Annotated in this window: 22 protein-coding genes; 18 read left to right on the top strand and 4 right to left on the bottom strand. The window is 40.9% G+C overall.

All coding sequences use genetic code 11. The features are described from left to right. Nucleotides 1–90: 90 nt before the first annotated feature. The 10 genes from ACZ45G_RS14415 (at nt 91) to ACZ45G_RS14370 (ending at nt 9288) form a co-directional block, all read left to right on the top strand. The gene (locus ACZ45G_RS14415) at nt 91–909 is read left to right on the top strand and encodes a putative molybdenum carrier protein (protein WP_464179282.1); all 819 of its coding nucleotides are present in this window, start codon (nt 91–93) and stop codon (nt 907–909) included. Next, the gene (locus tag ACZ45G_RS14410) at nt 906–1880 is read left to right on the top strand and encodes a rhomboid family intramembrane serine protease (RefSeq protein WP_464179280.1); all 975 of its coding nucleotides are present in this window, start codon (nt 906–908) and stop codon (nt 1878–1880) included. The genes ACZ45G_RS14415 and ACZ45G_RS14410 overlap by 4 nt, the downstream gene beginning before the upstream one ends. Nucleotides 1881–1896: 16 nt before the next feature. Then, nucleotides 1897–5172: an intermembrane phospholipid transport protein YdbH family protein gene (locus ACZ45G_RS14405; protein ID WP_464179278.1), complete on the top strand. Its 3276-nt coding sequence runs from the start codon at nt 1897–1899 to the stop codon at nt 5170–5172. A 14-nt stretch (nt 5173–5186) separates the two neighbouring features. After that, nucleotides 5187–5390: a YnbE family lipoprotein gene (locus tag ACZ45G_RS14400; protein ID WP_464179276.1), complete on the top strand. Its 204-nt coding sequence runs from the start codon at nt 5187–5189 to the stop codon at nt 5388–5390. An 8-nt stretch (nt 5391–5398) separates the two neighbouring features. Then, nucleotides 5399–5770: a YdbL family probable chaperone protein gene (locus tag ACZ45G_RS14395; RefSeq protein ID WP_464179273.1), complete on the top strand. Its 372-nt coding sequence runs from the start codon at nt 5399–5401 to the stop codon at nt 5768–5770. Nucleotides 5771–5852: 82 nt separating this feature from the next. Continuing rightward, nucleotides 5853–6635, top strand: a complete 783-nt coding sequence (locus ACZ45G_RS14390) for a DUF4198 domain-containing protein (protein ID WP_464179271.1) — start codon at nt 5853–5855, stop codon at nt 6633–6635. Nucleotides 6636–6639: 4 nt separating this feature from the next. Then, entirely contained in the window at nt 6640–7251 is a 612-nt protein-coding gene (cbiM, locus tag ACZ45G_RS14385) for a cobalt transporter CbiM (RefSeq protein WP_464179270.1), read from the top strand. Then, nucleotides 7252–7737 (top strand): hypothetical protein, encoded by a 486-nt coding sequence (locus ACZ45G_RS14380; RefSeq protein WP_464179269.1) that lies wholly within the window; start codon nt 7252–7254, stop codon nt 7735–7737. Continuing rightward, complete coding sequence (gene cbiQ, locus ACZ45G_RS14375) at nt 7730–8485, top strand: cobalt ECF transporter T component CbiQ (RefSeq protein WP_464179268.1); 756 nt, start codon at nt 7730–7732, stop codon at nt 8483–8485. Before ACZ45G_RS14380 ends, cbiQ begins: the two co-directional genes overlap by 8 nt. After that, on the top strand, nt 8485–9288 hold the full coding sequence (locus ACZ45G_RS14370) for an energy-coupling factor ABC transporter ATP-binding protein (protein ID WP_464179266.1): 804 nt from the start codon (nt 8485–8487) through the stop codon (nt 9286–9288). Before cbiQ ends, ACZ45G_RS14370 begins: the two co-directional genes overlap by 1 nt. A gap of 6 nt (nt 9289–9294) precedes the next feature. Here ACZ45G_RS14370 and ACZ45G_RS14365 read toward each other — a convergent pair whose 3' ends face one another. Next, nucleotides 9295–9720 carry a hypothetical protein gene (locus ACZ45G_RS14365; protein WP_464179264.1) on the bottom strand — a complete coding sequence of 142 codons (426 nt, stop codon included), beginning with the start codon at nt 9718–9720 and terminating at the stop codon, nt 9295–9297. Between the two features lie 87 nt (nt 9721–9807). Further along, complete coding sequence (gene recJ / locus ACZ45G_RS14360; protein ID WP_464179262.1) at nt 9808–11517, bottom strand: single-stranded-DNA-specific exonuclease RecJ; 1710 nt, start codon at nt 11515–11517, stop codon at nt 9808–9810. Between the two features lie 190 nt (nt 11518–11707). Between recJ and ACZ45G_RS14355 the strand changes: the two genes are divergently transcribed. The 3 genes from ACZ45G_RS14355 to map are packed head-to-tail and all read left to right on the top strand — an operon-like array spanning nt 11708 to nt 14164. Beyond that, the gene (locus ACZ45G_RS14355; protein ID WP_464179260.1) at nt 11708–11917 is read left to right on the top strand and encodes a DUF4911 domain-containing protein; all 210 of its coding nucleotides are present in this window, start codon (nt 11708–11710) and stop codon (nt 11915–11917) included. After that, nucleotides 11907–13286 carry a tRNA (N6-isopentenyl adenosine(37)-C2)-methylthiotransferase MiaB gene (gene miaB, locus ACZ45G_RS14350; RefSeq protein ID WP_464179258.1) on the top strand — a complete coding sequence of 460 codons (1380 nt, stop codon included), beginning with the start codon at nt 11907–11909 and terminating at the stop codon, nt 13284–13286. Before ACZ45G_RS14355 ends, miaB begins: the two co-directional genes overlap by 11 nt. Further along, entirely contained in the window at nt 13283–14164 is an 882-nt protein-coding gene (gene map / locus ACZ45G_RS14345; protein ID WP_464179257.1) for a type I methionyl aminopeptidase, read from the top strand. The genes miaB and map overlap by 4 nt, the downstream gene beginning before the upstream one ends. A 132-nt stretch (nt 14165–14296) precedes the next feature. Here the strand turns inward: map and ACZ45G_RS14340 are convergent, their stop codons facing one another. Continuing rightward, nucleotides 14297–15049 carry a hypothetical protein gene (locus tag ACZ45G_RS14340; protein WP_464179255.1) on the bottom strand — a complete coding sequence of 251 codons (753 nt, stop codon included), beginning with the start codon at nt 15047–15049 and terminating at the stop codon, nt 14297–14299. A gap of 190 nt (nt 15050–15239) precedes the next feature. On the opposite strand from ACZ45G_RS14340, the gene ACZ45G_RS14335 reads away from it, so the two are divergent. From ACZ45G_RS14335 to ACZ45G_RS14325, 3 genes are all read left to right on the top strand, one after another. Then, a complete protein-coding gene (locus ACZ45G_RS14335; protein WP_464179253.1) occupies nt 15240–15395 on the top strand; it encodes a YjbQ family protein in 156 nt (51 codons plus the stop codon). Between the two features lie 93 nt (nt 15396–15488). Further along, on the top strand, nt 15489–15947 hold the full coding sequence (locus tag ACZ45G_RS14330) for a MaoC family dehydratase (protein ID WP_464179250.1): 459 nt from the start codon (nt 15489–15491) through the stop codon (nt 15945–15947). Between the two features lie 224 nt (nt 15948–16171). Beyond that, a complete protein-coding gene (locus ACZ45G_RS14325; protein ID WP_464179248.1) occupies nt 16172–16375 on the top strand; it encodes a hypothetical protein in 204 nt (67 codons plus the stop codon). Between the two features lie 285 nt (nt 16376–16660). Here ACZ45G_RS14325 and ACZ45G_RS14320 read toward each other — a convergent pair whose 3' ends face one another. Further along, nucleotides 16661–17851, bottom strand: coding sequence for a Fic family protein (locus ACZ45G_RS14320; protein ID WP_464179246.1), 1191 nt, complete (start codon nt 17849–17851; stop codon nt 16661–16663). Between the two features lie 793 nt (nt 17852–18644). On the opposite strand from ACZ45G_RS14320, the gene ACZ45G_RS14315 reads away from it, so the two are divergent. Next, the gene (locus ACZ45G_RS14315) at nt 18645–19883 is read left to right on the top strand and encodes a tyrosine-type recombinase/integrase (protein WP_464179244.1); all 1239 of its coding nucleotides are present in this window, start codon (nt 18645–18647) and stop codon (nt 19881–19883) included. A gap of 108 nt (nt 19884–19991) precedes the next feature. Beyond that, nucleotides 19992–20366, top strand: a complete 375-nt coding sequence (locus tag ACZ45G_RS14310; RefSeq protein ID WP_464179242.1) for a hypothetical protein — start codon at nt 19992–19994, stop codon at nt 20364–20366. The last annotated feature ends 106 nt before the right edge of the window (nt 20367–20472 follow it).

Raw genomic sequence — 20472 nt, 5'->3', positions numbered from 1 at the left:
ATCCCAGGTTAAACTTAAAATAGTATTGAACTTATACTCTTTACTGGTATTATAAAAAAGGAATTTTTAAATAAACCCCAGGATTTTTATATGTTAAAGAAAATTATTTCAGGTGGGCAGACAGGAGCTGATCGTGCAGCAATTGATCTTGCCATCAAATTAGGCATTCCCCATGGCGGTTGGATTCCCAAAGGGAGAAAAACAGAATCAGGACCCTTGCCCCTAAAATACCAGCTAAGGGAAATGGACACCGCGGATTACCCCAATAGGACAAAGCGAAATATCCAGGACTCCCAGGGCACTGTCATCTTGTCAAGGGGGCGGCTTACCAAAGGATCTGAGTTAACACTTGTATTTGCAAATGTGGCGCAAAAGCCCAATTGCCATATTGATCTTGCCGATAATGATTCCTTTGAAGCCGCCATTATTCTGCATTCTTTTCTCCTGGAAAATCAAATTGAGATTTTAAATGTGGCAGGGCCCCGGGCAAGTATTGACCCCGGGATTTATTTTGATGTAAAATCCATTCTTGAAGCTGTCGTGTATATGATGTTTCTGGATTCCCCGGAAGAAAAAACCATAGGAGGCCTTGTTCCAAACATTTGTGTTAAAGAGGCCTTCCCAAAGACCAAACAAGAGGCCATTGAGCTGATTGCCCGGGAACTGCCCCTTAAAACAAAAACATTTATTGCCAGACTTCCTAAAGAAAAGATCCAGTTTCTCTATTTTGGATGGCTGGATTATATAAAACTTCTTCTGGGGTTGGATTCCGGGAACCAAGCACTTTTCAACCAATTACGCCAGGGAAAAGATCCCATCACCTTTACCATAGAAGACGGGGTAATGGAGATTGTAAAATCATTGAAGCAATTTTTTGAAACCCATTATTGCCTTAAGGTTATTAAATGATCCCCCTTCGGGACAACCAGCCCACCAACAGCATCCCCATTGCCTGCTATGCCATTATGGGAGTAACCCTTTTGGTATTTTTATATCAACTTCAACTGGGGTTGAACAATCAAGCTGTTTTTTATATTTATGGATTGGTACCGGGGAAATATACCGTCTGGGATTTGTCCCGTCATTTTTCCCTGTTCAATAAAATATTTTCCTTGTTCTCCTATATGTTTTTTCATGGTGGTTTCTGGCATTTTTTAGGGAATATGTGGTTTTTATATATATTTGGGGACAATATTGAAGCCCATTTCGGATCTTTGCGATTCATCGGGTTTTATCTTCTCTCCGGCCTTATTTCCGGCGGTTTCCATTTTCTGTTAAACCCCACCTCCCTTGCGCCGACCATTGGGGCAAGCGGGGCCATTGCCGGGGTCATGGGGGCATATTTTTTATTGTACCCCAGATCTAAAATTCTAACCCTGATTCCCATAATTATCATTCCCTGGATTCTTGAAATACCCGCCTTTATTTTTCTTGGGTTCTGGTTTTTGATGCAGTTTTTAAATGCCGCCGGCAGCGGATCAGGAGCAGGCATTGCCTGGTGGGCTCATATAGGCGGATTTCTTGCCGGTATTGCCCTGGTAAAGTTGAATCAGCTAATACCTGAAACCGGCACCCGGGAGAGACTCAATAAATTTACCCAAAAAAAAACGACCCCCAAATTTCAGGTTGTCCAAACCCTCTCCAGAGATCTTGGTCTTGACCTTTACGGGCAGATGGAAGTCTCTTCTTTGGAAGCGTTGACCGGTACCAAAAAAATGGTTAGTATTCCAAGGGGATTTTACAATCCCCTGTACAAGGTGACGATTCCACCCGGTGTTAAACGAGGAACACGGCTGCGTCTGGCCGGTGTGGGAAAAACCACTCCAGACCATAAAAAGGGGGATCTGTTTTTAACCATTCAGATTAAAAATGCGATTTAAATCCTTGTTGGGATATTTGTGTTTAGCGCTCCTGGTTCTTTTGCTCATGGGACAGGCAATGTTTCTTGCCCTGCCAGTTATAGTTGAAACAGCCCTTGTTGAGCCCTTAATTCAGCGACACCTGCCTAAGACGCTTCCCCTTGGGCTGACCCCATCGGATATAGAATTCAAAATAGAAAAAATCGGGTTGACCCATACCCTTGTGAGCCGCATCCATGTCGGGCAGATGCTGTCTGCAGATCTTGTAGATTTTCAATATCACCTTAAGGGGTTAAAAAACGTTGCGCTTGAAAAAATAACCGTTTCCGGACTGACCCTTTATGCAAAGATGGATGCTGATGACCAATTGCATATCAACGGAGAAAAATTCCCCGGTAACATCAATCATGTCCAAGGGGAGAATAGTGCCCAAAAGGAGAATAGTGCCCAAAAGGAGAATAGTGCCCAAAAGGAGAATAGTGCCCAAAAGGATAAGGATGCCCAAAAAGATAAAAATTCGGCTGATTCCATATGGGTTAACCTGGACTCTATTTTGGATTTTTTACCCAAACAGGCGGTGTTAAAAGATGCTGCCTTGTCCATTACAAGAGTGAATGATAAAATTATAATCCCATTTGAAATTTTGTCTCGCCTGGACACCTTGAAAAAAAAAGTCGTTCTGAACGCCCGGTTTTATCCCCTGGGCCAAACCATTAAAACCCTTATTGAAGTGGACTTAACCTCTGGTATAGAGATGGTGAGAATCCAATCCACAGCCTTTCACCCGGAGGTGCTGGCCGGCTTTTTGCCGGAGGTTGACAATTTTAGGGTTTCAGGCCCTGTTGATATTGATATTTTAAAAACCATTGATGCCGACTGGCAATTGTCCCTGTCTTCGGTGAAACTGGATCTTCCCAATCTACCCGGTACACAGATTAAAAATTTAACCGCCTCTGTGGGGAACCAGGCCGGAAAAATTTCAGCTGAAGGTGGCTTTGATCTGGCCGGGTCCCTCTCACCAGCCCTGGGGATGCGCTTTGATCTTAATCTGGCCCAAAAAGAAAATTTTTCACCTGTCTTTGATCTGACAATCGAAAACAAGGCCGTTGATTCTATTTCCCTGGTCACGTCCCCCCAGGGGATCCGTTTTGACCGTCCCCATCTTTTCTTTTCATTAAAAGGAGACCTGGCCCACCAGACCGGAAACTTTTTATTGGGGTGTCAAAATCTCATGGCAACCCAAGGGGAAAAAACGTTTTTAGTTAAAAATTTTTCACTCAATTCAGGAATAAAAGGGGATTTCTCAGACAAAGGAAAGGGGCTTGATCTTGATATTCAATCCTCTTTGTCCGGGATGAAACTTCACTCTAACGCCGGCCAGGCAGAAATCATGACGCTAAAACTAAAGGGCAGGGCCGGTGTCACAAAGCAAATGGATCCCTTGATTCATTTGGATACTAGGATAAACAATGCCAGGATAGACCTTTCTGAGTTCAAGACATCGGCCATGGGCATAGATGCAAGGTTTCCCCTTGTGTTTCCCTTTAACAGTGAGACCATCGGCGGGACTGTTTCAGTGGAAAAAATTTTGTATGACAATCAATATATTGCCCTTGGACGGGAAAAAACCCAGCGATCGGATCTCCATCAAGGAGAAGAACTGTTGGGCGTCCTTCGTCCCGTTCTGGGGCTGGACTTTTCTCTTAAATACCACCCGAAAGAAACAACGTCTCCTTTCTTTGACCTGACAATCAAAAACAGGGAAGCCAATGAAATATTTCTGACCAGTGAATCCCAGAAGATGCGTTTTAAAAATTCCACTCTTCTATTGACACTAAAAGGCAATTATACTCGCCAGGCCGGAACTTTTTTATTGGGCTGTGAACATCTCACGGCAATCCAGGGTAACAATCGGCTTTTTGTTAAAAATTTCTTGCTCACCTCAGGGATTAAAGGCGATTTTTCAGACAAGGCAAATAAACTTGCCTTTGATTTAAAAACCGATTTACCCCGGATAGAAATTTCTTCTAAAGCGTTACCGACAGATGTCGCAGGGGGAGCGCTTTCGGGAAAAAGGGGCATCACAAAAAAGAATGCACCAACTGAATTTAAAATGACAGCTTTGGGCATCCATGCCAAACTTCCTCTTACCTTTCCCTTTAAAAATCAGAATACGCCCGGGTCCTTCTCGATCAATGAAATCAGCTACGATAATAAAATTGCGGCCGCTCTTGCGGGGAGTATCACCCAAAGTGAGATCTTGGGCGTCACTCTTGCGGGTCAGGCCTCTATAAAGGGGTTAGACGGCTTTAATCTTGTTTTTGACGGGAAGGTTTGGGGGCCGGACCCGTCTGCCAGGATCGATTTTATGATTGATCCCTTCCTGCTGATGCCGACCCACATAAAAAAAATAATGCCAAAATTAACCCTGGGGGAAGATTCTTCGATAAACGTGTCATCAAAGGGAACCATTGAATATAAACACCATGGGGTGAAATCCCGGGCCTCGGTCATGATGGACGGGGGAAACCTCGTTTTCCCGGACATGAATCTTTCCCTCAAGGGTATTGCAGGCAGCATTGATTTTAATGATCTTATGGTACCTGAATCAATCCCCGGACAGGTGCTGATCATTGACAAGGTTCAGCTCAACCAGTTTGAATTTGATACTGCAAGGTTGCGGTTCAGTGTAGAAGATGGAAAATCTGTCAATCTTGAAAACCTTCGGTTTAACTGGTGCAACGGCTTGGTCTCAACCGAGTCCATCCGCCTGCCAGGCAAAGACAATGTTCTTTCTTTGATCCTCTATTGTGACAGGCTTGAATTATCAAGCCTGTTAAAACAGATGGGCGCCTTCCATGCAGAGGGAGAAGGCACCTTAAGCGGAAGAATCCCCCTGGTCTATTCAAATGGCAATATTTCCTTTGACAAGGGTTTTTTGTTCTCCACGCCTGGAAAGGGGGGGAGGGTAGTGATCGAGAACACAAAAACGCTCACCGCCGGTATTCCAATGGATACACCGGAATTTGTCCAATTGGATCTGGCACGTGAGGCGTTGAAAGATTTTGACTATCAATGGGCCAAGCTTGAACTGAACACCTTTGAGGATACCCTGGAAATGAAGATAGAACTGGATGGAAAGCCAGCCAAACTGCTGCCTTTTGAATATCAACAAGAGATTGGATCCTTTGTCAGGGTGGATGCAACAAGTCCCGGATCAAGGTTCCAGGGAATTAAACTGAACCTGAATTTAAAACTACCCTTTAATCAGGTCTTGAAATTTGGTAATAAACTAAATGATATTTTCAATTAATAAAAGGAGAGGGTATGGCACAACGATTATGGCTCACACCGATGTTTCTTGTTCTGTTTGTCCTGGCAGGCTGTCAATCCAGCCACCAGGTAGAGCTCAAGCCCGTTGAGATTAAACCCATTCACATCACCATTGATGTAAATGTAAAAGTAGACAGGGCCCTGGATAATTTTTTCAATGATATTGACGCTGCTGAAGATAAAATAAAACAAGATTAGGAGGAAAAATGAACTATAAAAAAATACTCGTTGTAAATGTACTGGTTCTTTTGGGGCTATTGATAACGATTGGAACTTGTACGGCCGACGGGATTAAAGAACGGATGAAACAGCGCCTGCCCGCCATTGTTGCGTTAAAAGCCCAGGGGATTGTGGGGGAAAACAATCAAGGATATCTTGCCTTTGTCACAGAGCAAACGAGTCAGAAGGCCCTTGTATCAGATGAAAACAAAGACAGAAAAACTATCTACACCCATATCGCAAAACAGCAGAATACCTCCCTTGATCTGGTGGAAAAGCGGCGGGCCATTACCCTTGCCCAAAGGGCTATCCCCGGTGAATTCTTTCAGAATGCCGACGGGACCTGGATTAAAAAATAAGATATCAATAAAACCACGAAGGTTAACATGTACATTTTTTTGTCTTAACCTTTGTGGTTTTTTGCTTTTAAAAGGAGAACAAATGAAATTTAAACGGATGAATACAGCCCTATTGACGGTTGCCCTGGTATTTCTTTTCACAAACAATTGTTTCGCCCATTACGGGATGGTGATTCCTTCGGACAATATGATCATGCAGGAGGATAACCGAACGATACAATTGTCCCTTTCCTTTTCTCACCCCTTTGAAGGGATCGGCATGGAACTTTCGTCACCAAAGGCTTTTTATGTGGTAAAGGACGGAAAAAAACAAGATCTTACCGGCAATCTTTCGCCCTTGAGCGTTATGGACAAACCCGGGTGGACACTGGATTATTTGGTTAAAAGACCCGGGGCCTATGCCTTTGTCATGGAGCCTGCAGCCTATTGGGAACCTGCTGAAGATTGTTATATCGTTCACACCACAAAAACCATTGTAGCGGCCTTTGGAGGTGATACGGGTTGGGATGAAGAACTCGGGTTAAAAACAGAGATAATCCCCTTGTCCAAGCCCTTTGGCTTGTATGCAGGAAATCTTTTCCAGGGGATTGTTAAGCTGGATGGAAAAGTCGTTCCATATGCCGAGGTTGAAGTAGAATTTTACAATGAGCATAAAACAGCTGTTGCCCCCACCGATTATATGGTCACCCAGACCGTAAAGGCCGACCAAAACGGAGTTTTCTCCTATTGCGCACCTGTTTGTGGGTGGTGGGGCTTTGCAGCCTTGAACACATCGGATAAAAAAATGATGCACAATGGTGAAAAAAAGGATATAGAGCTTGGGGCAGTTATCTGGGTAAAGTTTGAAGCGTGGCAGGAAAAATAAAATTATGCATATTTCTGAAGGTGTTTTATCTGGACAGGTATTGGCAGCCGGTGCAGTCATTACCATTGTGGGTACAACCATCGGGTTGAAAAAAATTAATTATGACCAGATGGTTCACGTGGCAATTCTGGCATCTGCTTTTTTTGTTGCCTCATTGATCCATGTCAATATCGGTCCTGTGAGCGTGCATTTGATTTTAAATGGCGTAGTGGGGCTTTTGTTGGGGATGGCAGCCTTTCCTGCCATCCTGACAGCCCTGTTGCTGCAGTCTTTGTTTTTTCAATATGGCGGATTAACCGCCCTGGGTGTTAATACCGTGATCATGGCTCTGCCAGCTGTTTTGGTGCATTATTTATTTTTACCCATGGTGGGTAAATCTGAACGACTGACCTTTATTGCCGGTTTTTCTGCCGGTTTTTTTTCAATTGTATTTTCTTGTTTTCTCCTGGGGATGGCCCTGTGGTTTACCGACCAAAATTTTTTAAAAACCTGTATTGCCATCATTTCCGCCCACCTGCCGGTGATGGTAATTGAGGGGATCATCACCGGATTTTGTGTTACTTTTTTGTTAAAAGTGTATCCGGAAATATTACCAATACATAAAGATGGAAAATAAATGAGAAAAATAATACCCTATATTGCCCTGGTTCTTATGATGTCCAGTACATCTGCCCTGGCCCACAAAGTTATTGTATTTGCCTGGGTGGAACAGGGGCGAATACACGTGGAGGGCAGTTTCGGATCCGATCAACCGGCCAAAAATTGTGTGATCAAGGTAACAGGTCTAAACAAAGTGCTGGTTCACCAGGGAATCACCGACGCCCAGGGCACCTATTCCTTTGCGCTTCCCAAAAATCTGGATTCGGATCTGGTGATTGAGATGAATGCCGGCCCCGGACACTTGGGTCATTGGACTATCTCAAAGGATGAGTTGGGTGCGGAACCCACCCCTGAAAACATCGAAAAAAAGATGGCTCAAAAACAATCCCTTGAAAAAAATCCTTCCCTGGCCAGGATTGCAGCAGGAATTGCCCTGATTTTTGGATTGGCATTTTTAGCATCCTGGATTAAACGAAGAAAGACAAAGGGGCATAATGCTTGAAAATACCCTGTCAGACGGCAACTCCCATATCCACAGACTGGACCCTAAAATTCGGATTCTGGCCGCTTGTTTTCTTTCCATTGCTACGGCATTGTGTGATAATCTTATCATTGCCCTTGGCTATCTTATCATTGCCCTTGGGGTGACCGGGTTGGCGCGGCTGCCGATAAAGGCCTTGGGAAAAAGGCTGTCTCCTTTGTTCTGGTTTCTGTTGATGATCTGGATTTTTCTTCCCCTGACATTTGAAGGAAACATTGTATTTGAGTATGGGTGGCTGCAGGTCTCCTCCCAGGGAATTTTGCTCAGCGCCAAAATCACCCTCAAGTCCATTGCCATCCTGCTTATGTTTTCCTCATTGGTTGCCACCATGCCCATCGCCTCTCTTGGATCCGGTCTTCATCAGCTCAAAGTGCCGGACAAACTGGTATTTTTAATGCTCATGACCTATCGGTATATTGCCGTGATTCAAGGAGAATACACGCGATTGCTCAGAGCAGCAAAATTTCGAGGTTTTAAACCGGGAACCAATTTGCATTCTTATAAAACCTATGCCTATCTTGCGGGCATGCTCTTTGTCAGGGCCTCTTTGAGGGCAAAACGGGTCTACCAGGCCATGCGCTGCCGCGGGTTTCAAGAAAAATTTCATACCCTTGACTTCTACCCGGCCAATGGATTAAACTATCCATTTTTATGGGCAATGATTTTGTTAGCCGCAGGGCTTGTCCTAATAGAACTAACTTGGATTTAATGATGACTACGCCCACGAAGACTCAGCCCAATACGGCTCAACCCAATACGACTATAATTGACAGCACCCCCCCTGCAGATACTGCCAGCATTATCAAGCTCACAAATATATCATTTGCCTATCCCGGGTCGGAAAATAAGGTATTGAATTGCCTCAACCTGGATATAAAGCAAGGAGACAGGATCGGAATGATGGCACCCAACGGCAGTGGCAAAACAACATTGCTGCACACCATTATGGGGCTTTGTAAGCCTGAAACAGGGTGTATAGAGGTGTTGGGCAACCCAATGGAAACGGAAAAGGATTTTACCCGTATCCGTTCCAGGGTGGGGCTTTTATTCCAGGATTCCGATGATCAGTTATTTTGTCCCACGGTTTTAGATGATGTGGCTTTTGGTCCCCTGAACCTGGGATATTCCCGGCAACAGGCCATCGATGTCTCCAGAAAAATCCTTAAAAATCTGGGTCTTGAAGAATTTGAACAAAGTGTGACCCATCGGTTAAGCGGGGGGCAAAAAAGATTGGTGGCCCTGGCGGCTGTTCTGGCCATGTCTCCTGCAATTTTGCTGCTGGATGAACCCACAGCCGGGTTGGACGCGGCGGTTAAAAAAAAATTAATCCATATCTTAAACCATTTGGACATTACCTATTTTGTGATTTCCCATGAATTTGACTTTCTCAACGCTGTGACAGACAAAGTTTATTCAATGGATAAGGGCAAAATTTTAACCGATGACGAGATCCATGTCCACCGCCATGAACATATCCACAAACATGGAAAACATCCCCATATTCATAAATAAAACGAGTTATACGCCTGCCATGAGAGCCGTCAATTCCTTTTGGATACAAAAGTAGATATCTTCATCACTGCCATACACATCAACAACATCCTTGTGATTCAGCAGTTTTTCCACCACAAAGGCGGTTAAATAAAGACTGGCTATGTTGGGGTTGGAGATAAGGGTTCTAAAGGGGGCGACCATATAATCGATATCAAAATCCTCGGACTTGCATAGGGTGTCTAAACACCGGACAATCTGGTTTTCGATACTGGATTTGCTGACGGTTTCAATGAGGCCTGATTCAATGAGTTTCATGGAAACTTTAGAGCTGAAGGTTTCAATGTTGTCCCGGATGGCATTGATGGTTTTGATTCTTTCCCGTTCTTTTGAGGATTCGATTTTCGAAAGAAGCTTGGCTTCCCTGTTTCCGTTATAAAAAATTTTGGCCATTGATTTGTCCTTAAAGTAAACAAAAAAAATCATTAAATGTTAAGTTGGTATTATAGTATAAAATCCGGCATTTTTTCAAGTTAAAATCTAAAAGTCTTCGATAATTATTTGAGTTGTGCCGGGTTTGAATTTGTTGATTTTGAGCTTAAAAACGATTTGAGCATAATATTCCGGCAAATTTTTTGTATCCCCAATATTAAAGTGAAAGGCCTCAACGCAATGGCCGGAAGGGCAATCAGCACTTTCCAATATCATTTTGCGGTGGAGGTTGCCAATGATAATAGAAGAAATCACCCGAACACGTTTGCACGAGAATACAGGTTCCGGGTTTGCCATTCCAAAGGGCCGAAGTCGGTTAATGGCCTGTGCCAGGTCAAAGGTGATATCTTTAATATCAAGTATGGCATCAATTGTAAGGGTTTTTAAAAAGTCATCCTCATTGTATTGGTCTTTTAAATAACGGGTGATGCCCGATTTTAGCTTTTCAAGATTCTCTCGTTTAAGGGTCAGGCCGGCTGCCATGGTATGACCTCCGAATCTTTCAAGTAAATGACCATTTTCCACAAGTGCCTGGTGGATATTGATGGTGTTAATGCTTCTACAGGATCCCATTGCCATTTCTTTTGAATGGGACAGCAGCACCACCGGACAAACATATTTTCGGGAAAGCCTGGATGCCGCAATGCCCAGGACCGATGGATTCCATCTTGAATCGCATAACAAGAGCAAATGATTGTCCAGAAGAGAAGGATCCCTTGCGATACGGTGTTCAATATTCAAGACAATTTCCCGTTCAATCTGCTGGCGTTTAAGATTAAGTTCATCCAGAAGGGTGGCCGTTGTTTGTGCCTCATATAGGTTTACAGACGTCAAATGGCTGACACAAATTCTGGCATGGGATATCCTGCCGGCCGCATTTATCCTGGGCACCAGCTTAAAGGAGATATCATCTGAATCCATGTGTTTAGGGTCGATTCGACAGACCCTGGAAAGGGAGAGAATTCCCGGCCTTTTTCCCAGCTGCATTTGTTTTAAGCCTGCCATGCACAAGACCCTATTATCATCAATCAAAGGAACCATATCCCCGATGGTACCCATGGCAAACAAATCCAGATACCTTAAAAGATTAGGTTCTTCAATCTCTTTCCAAACATTTTTTTCCCTGAAATATTTTCTAAGGGCCATGACCAGGTAAAAGGCAACGCCCACGCCGGCAAGGTAATCAAGGCCCGAAGAACAATCCTTTCTTTTAGGGTTGATTACTGCAAGTGCCTGGGGAAGAGATTTTCCGGGTTCATGGTGATCGGTGATGATGACATCAATATCTTCAGCCCTGGCAACTTTAACCGCGTCAATGGAACCCACTCCACAATCCACGGTGATAATCAAATCAACCGACAGTTGAACCGCCATGTCGATGTGGGGGGGGTGAAGGCTGTACCCTTCCTTTATCCGATGGGGAATATACCAGGTCACATCGGCATCCACATGGGTCAAAAAATCATGTAAAAGTGAAGTGGCTGTCACCCCGTCAGCATCAAAATCCCCAAAGATGAGAATCTTTTCTCGGTTGAAAACTGCGGTGTGGATTCGTTCAACCGCCTTGTCCATATCCATCAGACAAAAGGGATCTTTTAATCGTTCAAAGGTAGGGTCTAAAAAAAAGCGTGCTGCCTCGGGGGTTTTAATCCCCCGGCCATAAAGCAGAGAAGCGATAACAAGATGACAGTCAATCTCTCGTGAAAGTTTTTCAATCCCATGGGGGTCAGGCTGGGCATATGTGAGTTTGGTTTTCATTCAATCCGTTAGCTTTATATCGGCTATATCCGGCAAAGTCAAATGGTATGAAACAATGGATTAAATCACAAATTATTTCCACAACAACGGGTTGTTTTGCACAAAAACAGGGAAATAATAAAAAATTCATTTGAGGAATACAGGTCGATAATGATATAAAAATAGTTTTAAGAATTATATTGGATTATAGATGAAAACCATACTCAAGGAATATCGGGTTGATAAAACCAGAATCGGTTTTATCAAATTTATTTTTGAAGCCCATGACGGCATTGCCGTGGCCACCACCCTGGATCCGAAAACAGGCCATATCAGACTTGCCATTGCACCACAAAGAACCGAATCAGCATTCAGGATCATTGAAGATCTGAAAAAGGATTTTTTATTTAATGAATTATAAAGGATATGCCTATATCAATACCATCGGCTGTCAGATGAATGTATATGATTCTGAAAAGCTTGCCGATATTTTAAAATCCCATGGATTTGAAATGACCCATGACATGGACAAGGCCGATATAGTGGTTTGTAATACCTGCGCCATTCGTCATAAGGCCGAGGAAAAAGCCTTTAGTTTTTTAGGAAAATTTGCCAAGGAAAAAAAGAAAAGACCCGATTTGATAACCGTGATGGCAGGCTGTGTGGCCCAACAGGAAGGGGAAAAGGCTTTTGCCAGGGTTCCTCACCTGGATCTGGTCCTGGGCACCCAGGCATTTTCCCGGTTTGGACAACATCTGGAAGACTTGAAATCCGGCAAGCGGCAGATTGTAGATATTGAGGATTCCGATATGATCTTTGAAGCCATGCCTGATATGCCTGCTTCTGAGATAGGCTTTGATGGTAACAAGATTTCAAGATTTATCACCATCATGCAAGGCTGTGACAATTATTGCACCTATTGTGTGGTGCCCTATGTCCGGGGAAGGGAAAGAAGTCGCAGCCACAGTGCCATTGTCGATGAAATCACATCCCTTGCAAACAATGGTATTCGAGAAATTACCCTGTTGGGCCAAAACGTCAACAGCTATGGGGTCAAGGAAAAAGGAATCTCCTTTCCCCAATTATTGGAACGCGTAAGTTGGGTGGAAGGGATTGCCCGGATTCGTTTTGCCACCTCCCATCCCAAGGATTTATCCCTTGAATTGATCCATGCCATCCGGGATATTGACAAGGTGTGCAATCACCTTCATCTGCCGGTACAGTCGGGTTCCAATAAAATTTTAAAAAAAATGAACCGCGGTTATACAAGACAAACCTATATCACTAGGATAAATGCCTTGAAAAAGGCCTGCCCTGATATTTCCCTGTCAACGGATATCATTGTGGGATTTCCAAGCGAAAGCCTTGAAGATTTCAATGATACCATGGAATTGCTCAAGGAGATTGAGTTTGATTCCATTTTTGCCTTTGCTTATTCTGACAGGTCTTCGGCCCCGGCCGCAAAATTTTCCGACCAGATCGAAGAACGAGAAAAAAAACGCCGGCTGAACCTGTTATTGCAATTACAGGATGTTTATACGGATAAACGAAACAAGGCCCTGGTTGGAAAAAATCTTGAGGTGCTGGTGGAGGGAGAAAGCCTGAAACTCCATGACGGGTTCATAAAGACCTCTGATAGAATGAAACAAATGACCGGAAGAAGTGCCTCCAATAAAATTGTCCATTTTCCTTCAGAAAATTGTGCCGTTGGCGACCTTATTAGTATCCAAATTAAAAATGCATACCCCCATTCATTATGGGGCTACCCCATAGGAGCTGAAAAAAAATGAAAACCAAGTCAGTAAAAATAGGCAGAAACGATGATTGTCCCTGCGGCAGTGGTAAAAAATATAAAAATTGCTGTCGGAATAAAAAACAGGAGATTTCAATTCGAGATGAATATAAAAATCGGTATGGCGTTATTTTAAAAACCCCGGAACAGGTAGCCGGCATTAAACGAGCCGGTGATCTGTTGATCTCCATCATGGACCGGGTTGAAAAAATGATAAAGCCTGGATTAAAAACAGATGACATCAATACCTTTGTTCATGAAGAGACCCTCAAAGCCGGTGGAATTAGTGCCCCGTTAAACTATAGAGGATTTCCCAAAAGCGTCTGTGTCTCCATCAACGAGGTGATCTGCCACGGTATCCCCGGAGAACGGGTCCTTGAAGACGGAGATATTGTCAACGTGGATCTAACCCCTATTCTCGATGGATATTATGCCGATGCCAGCAAAACCTTTTTTGTGGGAACCCCGGGGCCGGATGCTAAAAAAATTGTTGCTGTGGCAGCCGAGTCCCTAAAAAGGGGTATGGAAGCGATGATCCCGGGTGCCACCCTGGGAGATATCGGCCATGCCATCCAAAGCTATGCAGAAGGTTGTGGGTGTTCTGTGGTGCGGGAATTTGTAGGCCACGGGGTAGGAATCGATTTTCATGAACAGCCCCAGGTTCTCCATTTTGGAAAACCTGGAAAAGGACTTGCCCTGGTGCCGGGAATGGTCATCACCATTGAACCCATGATCAACCTGGGCAAACGGGAGCTCCATGTCCTGGAAGACCAGTGGACAGCCGTGACCAATGACAGCTCCCTGTCCGCCCAGTTTGAACAGACCCTCCTGGTAACACAAGATGGGTATGAGAGCCTGACTCCCTATGAATTATAATTGGTTCATAGCGATTGAAACAAAGGAAGGACACTATATATAGGAGGGTCAAAAACAAGATTGCCTCCCAGGTAAAAGAACATGGGAGGCAATAGCGTCCGGTTAGCGTTTGGTTGGATAGATTTTCACAAATTAAACATCAACCATATTTTCAATTTCCTGTAATCGTTTTTTTAAATCCTTTGATTCTTCCATATCCTTTTGTTCTTCAAGCTGCTTGATGACTGAATCAAACATATTCTCTATGGCTGGTAAAACTTCTTGTTTAAAGGTTTCTTTTTGTTCAATTGAAAATTGTGAAATTTGATTGATAAGCGCATCTATTTTTTCACGAAATTCTTCTGTGTTGACCGTATCAAGATATTCTTCAAGTTGACTCATGATGTCATTATTTTGTTTTTGGATACGATTCATAACCTTTTTTAACGCTTCTCTGGCAATCGCGATCTCGTATTCTACAAAAGTAATTCCTTTCACTGAAGATCCTGATTTCAAACGTGTTTTATCAGGTGTTTCTAAAGGAGATACCGCAACTATGTATGCATTTGAATGCTGTGAAAAAATGTTGCTCATTAAAACAAATTTGGTGGTATCATATATTTTTTCTTTATATTTTTGATCAACACTGATTTCAACTTTGGACATTTGTGACGCAACCAGGGATACTTTTTTTACTCGCCCGATCAAGATTTTCTGGTCTTTTGGATCTACGGCTAAATAGACGTCAGAGCCTGGGATAAGATTTCTATGATTTTTGTACAAGACATCCACTATCAAGTCCCTTTGAAAGATTGACATGATTTTTGATAACGGATTTGCAAAACAAGGGGTATTAAGCCCTAAAATGATAATGAATATTAATATTGTTTTTGAATAATTTTTCATGATAAATTCTCAATATTTAATTGGGTTTTGTTTATATACCACTCAAAAAATGATGGGTTCATTTTTTTTGAGATTTTTTCCATGGGTGTTGTTTTGGTACAGTTCAATTTGAGCGGTACTCCTGGGTTGAAAATTGAATTCTTATATGTTTTATTATTATAACTGATTAACAAAATATGGAATGAATTTTATGAAAACATATAAAAAAGAATTATGGTTTAATATTCCAACCAGAAGGGCTTTTGTCAACATCACACTTGATTTCGGTACATGGGAACAAATTTTTTATGGTGAGTTTGACGGTAGAAGGAAAAAACGTGTTTTGGTCAAAATAATTGGAGAATAACTTTTCCCATCGATATTTTTGATCTGTTTTTTCATTGTTCACCCCTGATATTGCTGATTTTAAAATTCATAAGCACCGGGAGACACTAAAACCATGAAAGATCAACTGACAACATTCGATGACCTCAAAATTGGTCAGAAAGCATCACTGACAAAAACAATAACGGAAGAGGATCTTTCCAATTTCATTTCAATAACAGGTGAGATGAATCCTCTGCATGTGGATAAGACATTTGCAGAAAAGACATTCTTTGGTCAGCGTATCGCCCATGGTATGTTGTCAGCTTCATTGTTTTCAACAATGGTTGGTATGCATATCCCGGGTATTGGTGCCATATATAAATCCCAGACTTTGGAATTTCTGGGCCCGGTTTTTATTGGGGATACGCTTTGCGCCTGGTTTGAAATTATGGAAATAAATTTGAACAAAGAAGAAGTTGTTATAAAAAGCTGGATTGAAAATCAGGATGGGAAAACGATCATTCAGGGCCAAACGATTGCTGGCTTGTTGAGAGGATTTAAGGGAAAAAAAGCACCTTTGTTTCCAGATTGATAGGACTCAAGGTTAATTATCCGAAGGCGTAATATTTGTTCTTTTTCAAAAGGTTGCTTGAAAAGGTTGCTTGAATTTTTTTTTTCTTGAATTATTATTATAAAAAGAAACTTTACGGAATTAAAAAAATGATTCCCTGTCGAATATGAGCGCATGAATCGAAGGATAGCTGTTTTATGAAGTAAGTTTCTGATGGGTTATCACCGATCTGCAAGGAGTTAAATATGGAAATCAACACAAATAATATTGGCGCATCAACCTATGCCATGAAAAAGGCAATGGAGATGCCAAACCTCATGCTCAATCTTATTCAGCAAACTGCCGATTCAGGCAAACAGCCTCTTGGAACGAATAGTACTACAACACCACAGATACTTGACCTCGCAACGATTACAGGCAAAGGAAAAATTATCGATTTAGTCGCATGATAAATCTTGAGTGGGTTATGCAAAAGACAGATGAAGCCCGTGAAGAACTTTTTTTACCAGGGTATAAAGCAAAAAGGCTCTTAACGAATATCGTTAAGAGCCTTTTTAATTAATGGTGGGCCGTCAGGGAGTCGAACCCGGGACCTACTGATTAAAGGAAGGTTGACAGATCCTTTGTCCACAACTATTTCAAGCAGACTCGGTGCAAAACTCGGTGCTTTTTTATCAAATAGATTCAAGTTTTATAATCCAAATTAGATGGTAATTCGAGTTCCACAAATATAATTATCCTAAATATCTCCAGTTTAATATATACTGCACCTCTTTTTTCTGCACCTCTTTTTTCTGTTCTTCCTTTTTCCCTTTCTCCTCTATAAGTAGTCCTAAAGATAGAAATTTTTTCATATCCCTTCTAGCAGTTTGTTTGCTTACATTGCTACCGTATAGAGCTTCGAACATAGGATCAGTAAATAAATCGTTAAAGACAATTACTTTACGAGAACTAAGGAGTATTTGTAAAAAATTATGTTGTCGTTTTGTAAGATCTTTCGATTCTAAAAGAAACCTAAAATAGTCTTTCAATGATAAAAGTCTTATAATATCAATTATTTTTATTTTTATTTGTTTTAAAGATTTTATAGTTCCATTCAACATGACTTCTAAAAATGGGGAAACATCATTTTGATCTTTAAGTTTTATGGATTTAGAAAAACCAATGTAATAATCATCAATATTTCGATAGTAATAATTTGAAAGTTCTTTGAGAACATATTTCATTCCTGCTGATTTGAGAAGAACTGCTTCTAAAAGCCTTGCTGTCCTTCCATTTCCATCTGCAAATGGATGTATTAGGCATAAATGGTAATGAGCCAAAGCAGCACGTAGAATAGGGTCCAATGATAAAACTTCTTTACTATTAATCCAACTTATAAATTCTTTCATAAGATTTTGGATATCTTTAAGTATTTTGGGTGGTTTATATGTTCCTCCATGTGCTTTATCACCAACAAAAACTTCATTGTTGCGGTAATTACCTGGGATATTGTATTCATGTTCAACATCCTTAGTAATATCTTTATGTATATTTTTAATGAACTTTTCATCAATAATTAAAGGGGAGGTAATATTAACTCTTGAAAGAATTTTATAAACTTCAATAAGATTGAGGATCTCTTGTTTGTGTTTTTGAGAATATCCATCAACATCCTTTCCTTCAGCTAAGGTTTTAACATCGTTTTCTGTGAATGGATTGTTTTCAATAGCTGCTGTTCCTGCAATTGACCGATAATGCACCTCTAACTCGAGTTGTGAAGCCATATTGGGTAATATTGGTAACTCAATAATAGTTTCATTTAATATAGTGACTTCTGCGAGAAGGGTGTAAAGACGATGGTTATTAAAATTATGTATAAAAGAAAAATTACCGGATTTGAATGTCAAAAATTTTCTTGGTTTGTTGCCATTTTTGTCACTCATTTTGATTCCTTAAATATTAATAATTTCAAATATTTATTTGCTTAATTAATGATAAATGTAATTACGGATGTAACATAAAATGATACTTTGTTCAAACGTAATTATACATTTTTTATCAAATTACATCACGACAACTATACAGACCGTAGTTTTAACAGTGGCTGTCAAGGGCGGACCAGGGGGCACTAATTAAGAGAAGGTTGACAAATCCTTTATCGAAGGAGCAGAGCCCTCTAATTTCAACTCTTTCACTCTTAACAAAAGCAGTTGCCATTTCAGAAAAAAAATATTTCAATAACCTTAGAAACTTCCTGGCTGATCAAGTTGCATTTTTCTTTTAGGGTCCGGATAAGTTCAAGTTTGTTCAAACTTGATAAATTCCCAATTGTTTTGGAACTTTCTTTAATTAAAAAGAGTGAAAGCCTTGTTCATCAAACTATACCGGTTTTCAAAAAAGGCAAGCGGAGATATAGATAAAAAGATGAGTGTGTATTAAATGTGTATTAAAAAGGCCATACAGAAGCAAAAAGGCTCTTAACGAATATCGTTAAGAGCCTTTTTAATTAATGGTGGGCCGTCAGGGAGTCGAACCCGGGACCTACTGATTAAGAGTCTATTTTTTTTGATTTCACATAATTTCATTTTATTTCAACTTAATATTATTTTAAATATAAAATCAGATATTTAAAAACTAATAGATTTCATTTTCTATAACTTGACATCAGTTTATTTCAGGTATAAAGCTACATTAAGAACCACATTAAAACTTGGCAGTCCAAAGGAGGGCTTTAAAATGTCTGAAAAAGTAACATGGCTCAAGACTGGATCAAAAGAAACAGGGTTCCTGTATTACAAAAAACATCCAACCAGAAAACACGGCTTAAAATACGATAGGTATCACAGGGCAGAATATCAATTTAAAGGCAAACGAATTGCTATTAATTTTGGTTGGGTCTCGGACGGGTGGACTGAATTGGAATGCCTCGGAAAATTAAAATTATATAAAAATAATGCCAAAAATAATTTAAAACCGATCTCTTTAAAAGAGGAAAGGGAAATTTTACAACAGGCACAAAAGGCAAAACAAAAAAAACTTGAACAAGAAAGTATCGATAAAAAAACCTTTGCCGAATTTTTTAATGAAATATATCTGCCAATAGCATCAAAACATAAGAAAAAATATACCGTTAAAAATGAAGAAGGGCTTTTCAATAATTGGATCAAGTCTGAAATTGGGCACCTGCCATTTAATAAAATAAAGCCATTTAATCTTGAAAAAATAAAAAAAAACATGTTCGATGCTGGCCGGGCTACCAGAAGCGTACAATATTGTTTTGCCATCTTGAGGCAAATATGGAACCATGCTCGGATAAATGACCTTGTAATTGAAGATTGCCCGACAAAAAAAATAAAATTACCCAAAATTGAAAATCAGAGAGTGCGTTTTCTAACCCATGAGGAAGCCGAAAGCCTTTTAAAAGAGTTGAATGGTAAAAGCCAGCAGGTTCATGACATGGCTTTGTTATCACTTCATACCGGGGTGAGGGCAGGGGAGCTATACTCTTTGACATGGGGTGTTGTGGACCTGGAAAATGGTTCTGCTTTAATTCGGGATGCCAAAGGAAAACCAAGGCATATTTATTTGACCGATGCCACAAAAAAGATGCTTGAACAGAAATATCAAGAGCAGGCAGCAAATGAGTTTGTCTTTAAAAACCGGTATGGAAATCAATTAAAATTTGTAAGCAAGACTTTTGATAGAGCCATAGAAAAATTAAAATTCAACTCAGGTGTTAATGATGACCGTGATAAAGTTCTTTTTCACACATTGCGACATACCTTTGCATCCTGGCATGTTCAAAGCGGTACTGACCTCTACACTGTCAAAGAGTTGCTCGGTCATTCAACAATACAATTAACCGAACGATACAGCCATCTCAGACCGGATGGATTAAAAACGGCTGCACGGCACTTTGATAAACAGCTTAAAGAAAACAATGTCATTCCCCTTGAAAAGACAGAGAACGGCTGATAACAATTTCCCTGGGATAGAATCGGCGTAATTAACCGATTTGAAAGGGTGGCTTTCCTGAACCACCTTTCCCGGGGACTATAAATCGGGGCCTTATAGGAGAGCAGAATGGATAGAGCAAAATTTGATAATCTCACTATAAAAGGGGAAGACCTACGTAAAAATTGGATGGGCGTCTTAATCAGGGTGATGAGGAATCAAACAGGAAATACTTTTAAAAAATTAGATTTGTGGACGCTTGAAGAGGGGGTTGCATTCCTCTGCAGTTTTGAACCTGAAAATTTTGTCAATAGCGATGTTATAATGGGATTTGACAAGGTTAAACCTGCAGATATATCTCAAATCGTTCATTCAGATTTTGTGGATTGTATCGATACTGAATATTCTATTAGATATTTAGATGTTGAAACTACACCGAACACGCTTTTCAAAATTGAGGTGGTAAAGGAATTATCTCTTAGGAATAAAAATTCAATTACCTGATCAAAATAACGTGAAATATCAAGTACTTATAAAAATCTAGACTTTTACATTATAGTATGAGATAGTTACGGTGCAATCTTTATCAAAAATTTAAGAGGCACCGTGA

The organism is Desulfoconvexum algidum, from assembly GCF_055382125.1.
Note: the sequence above shows the minus strand (reverse complement) of the source record. Positions and strands in the feature narration are given on the sequence as shown.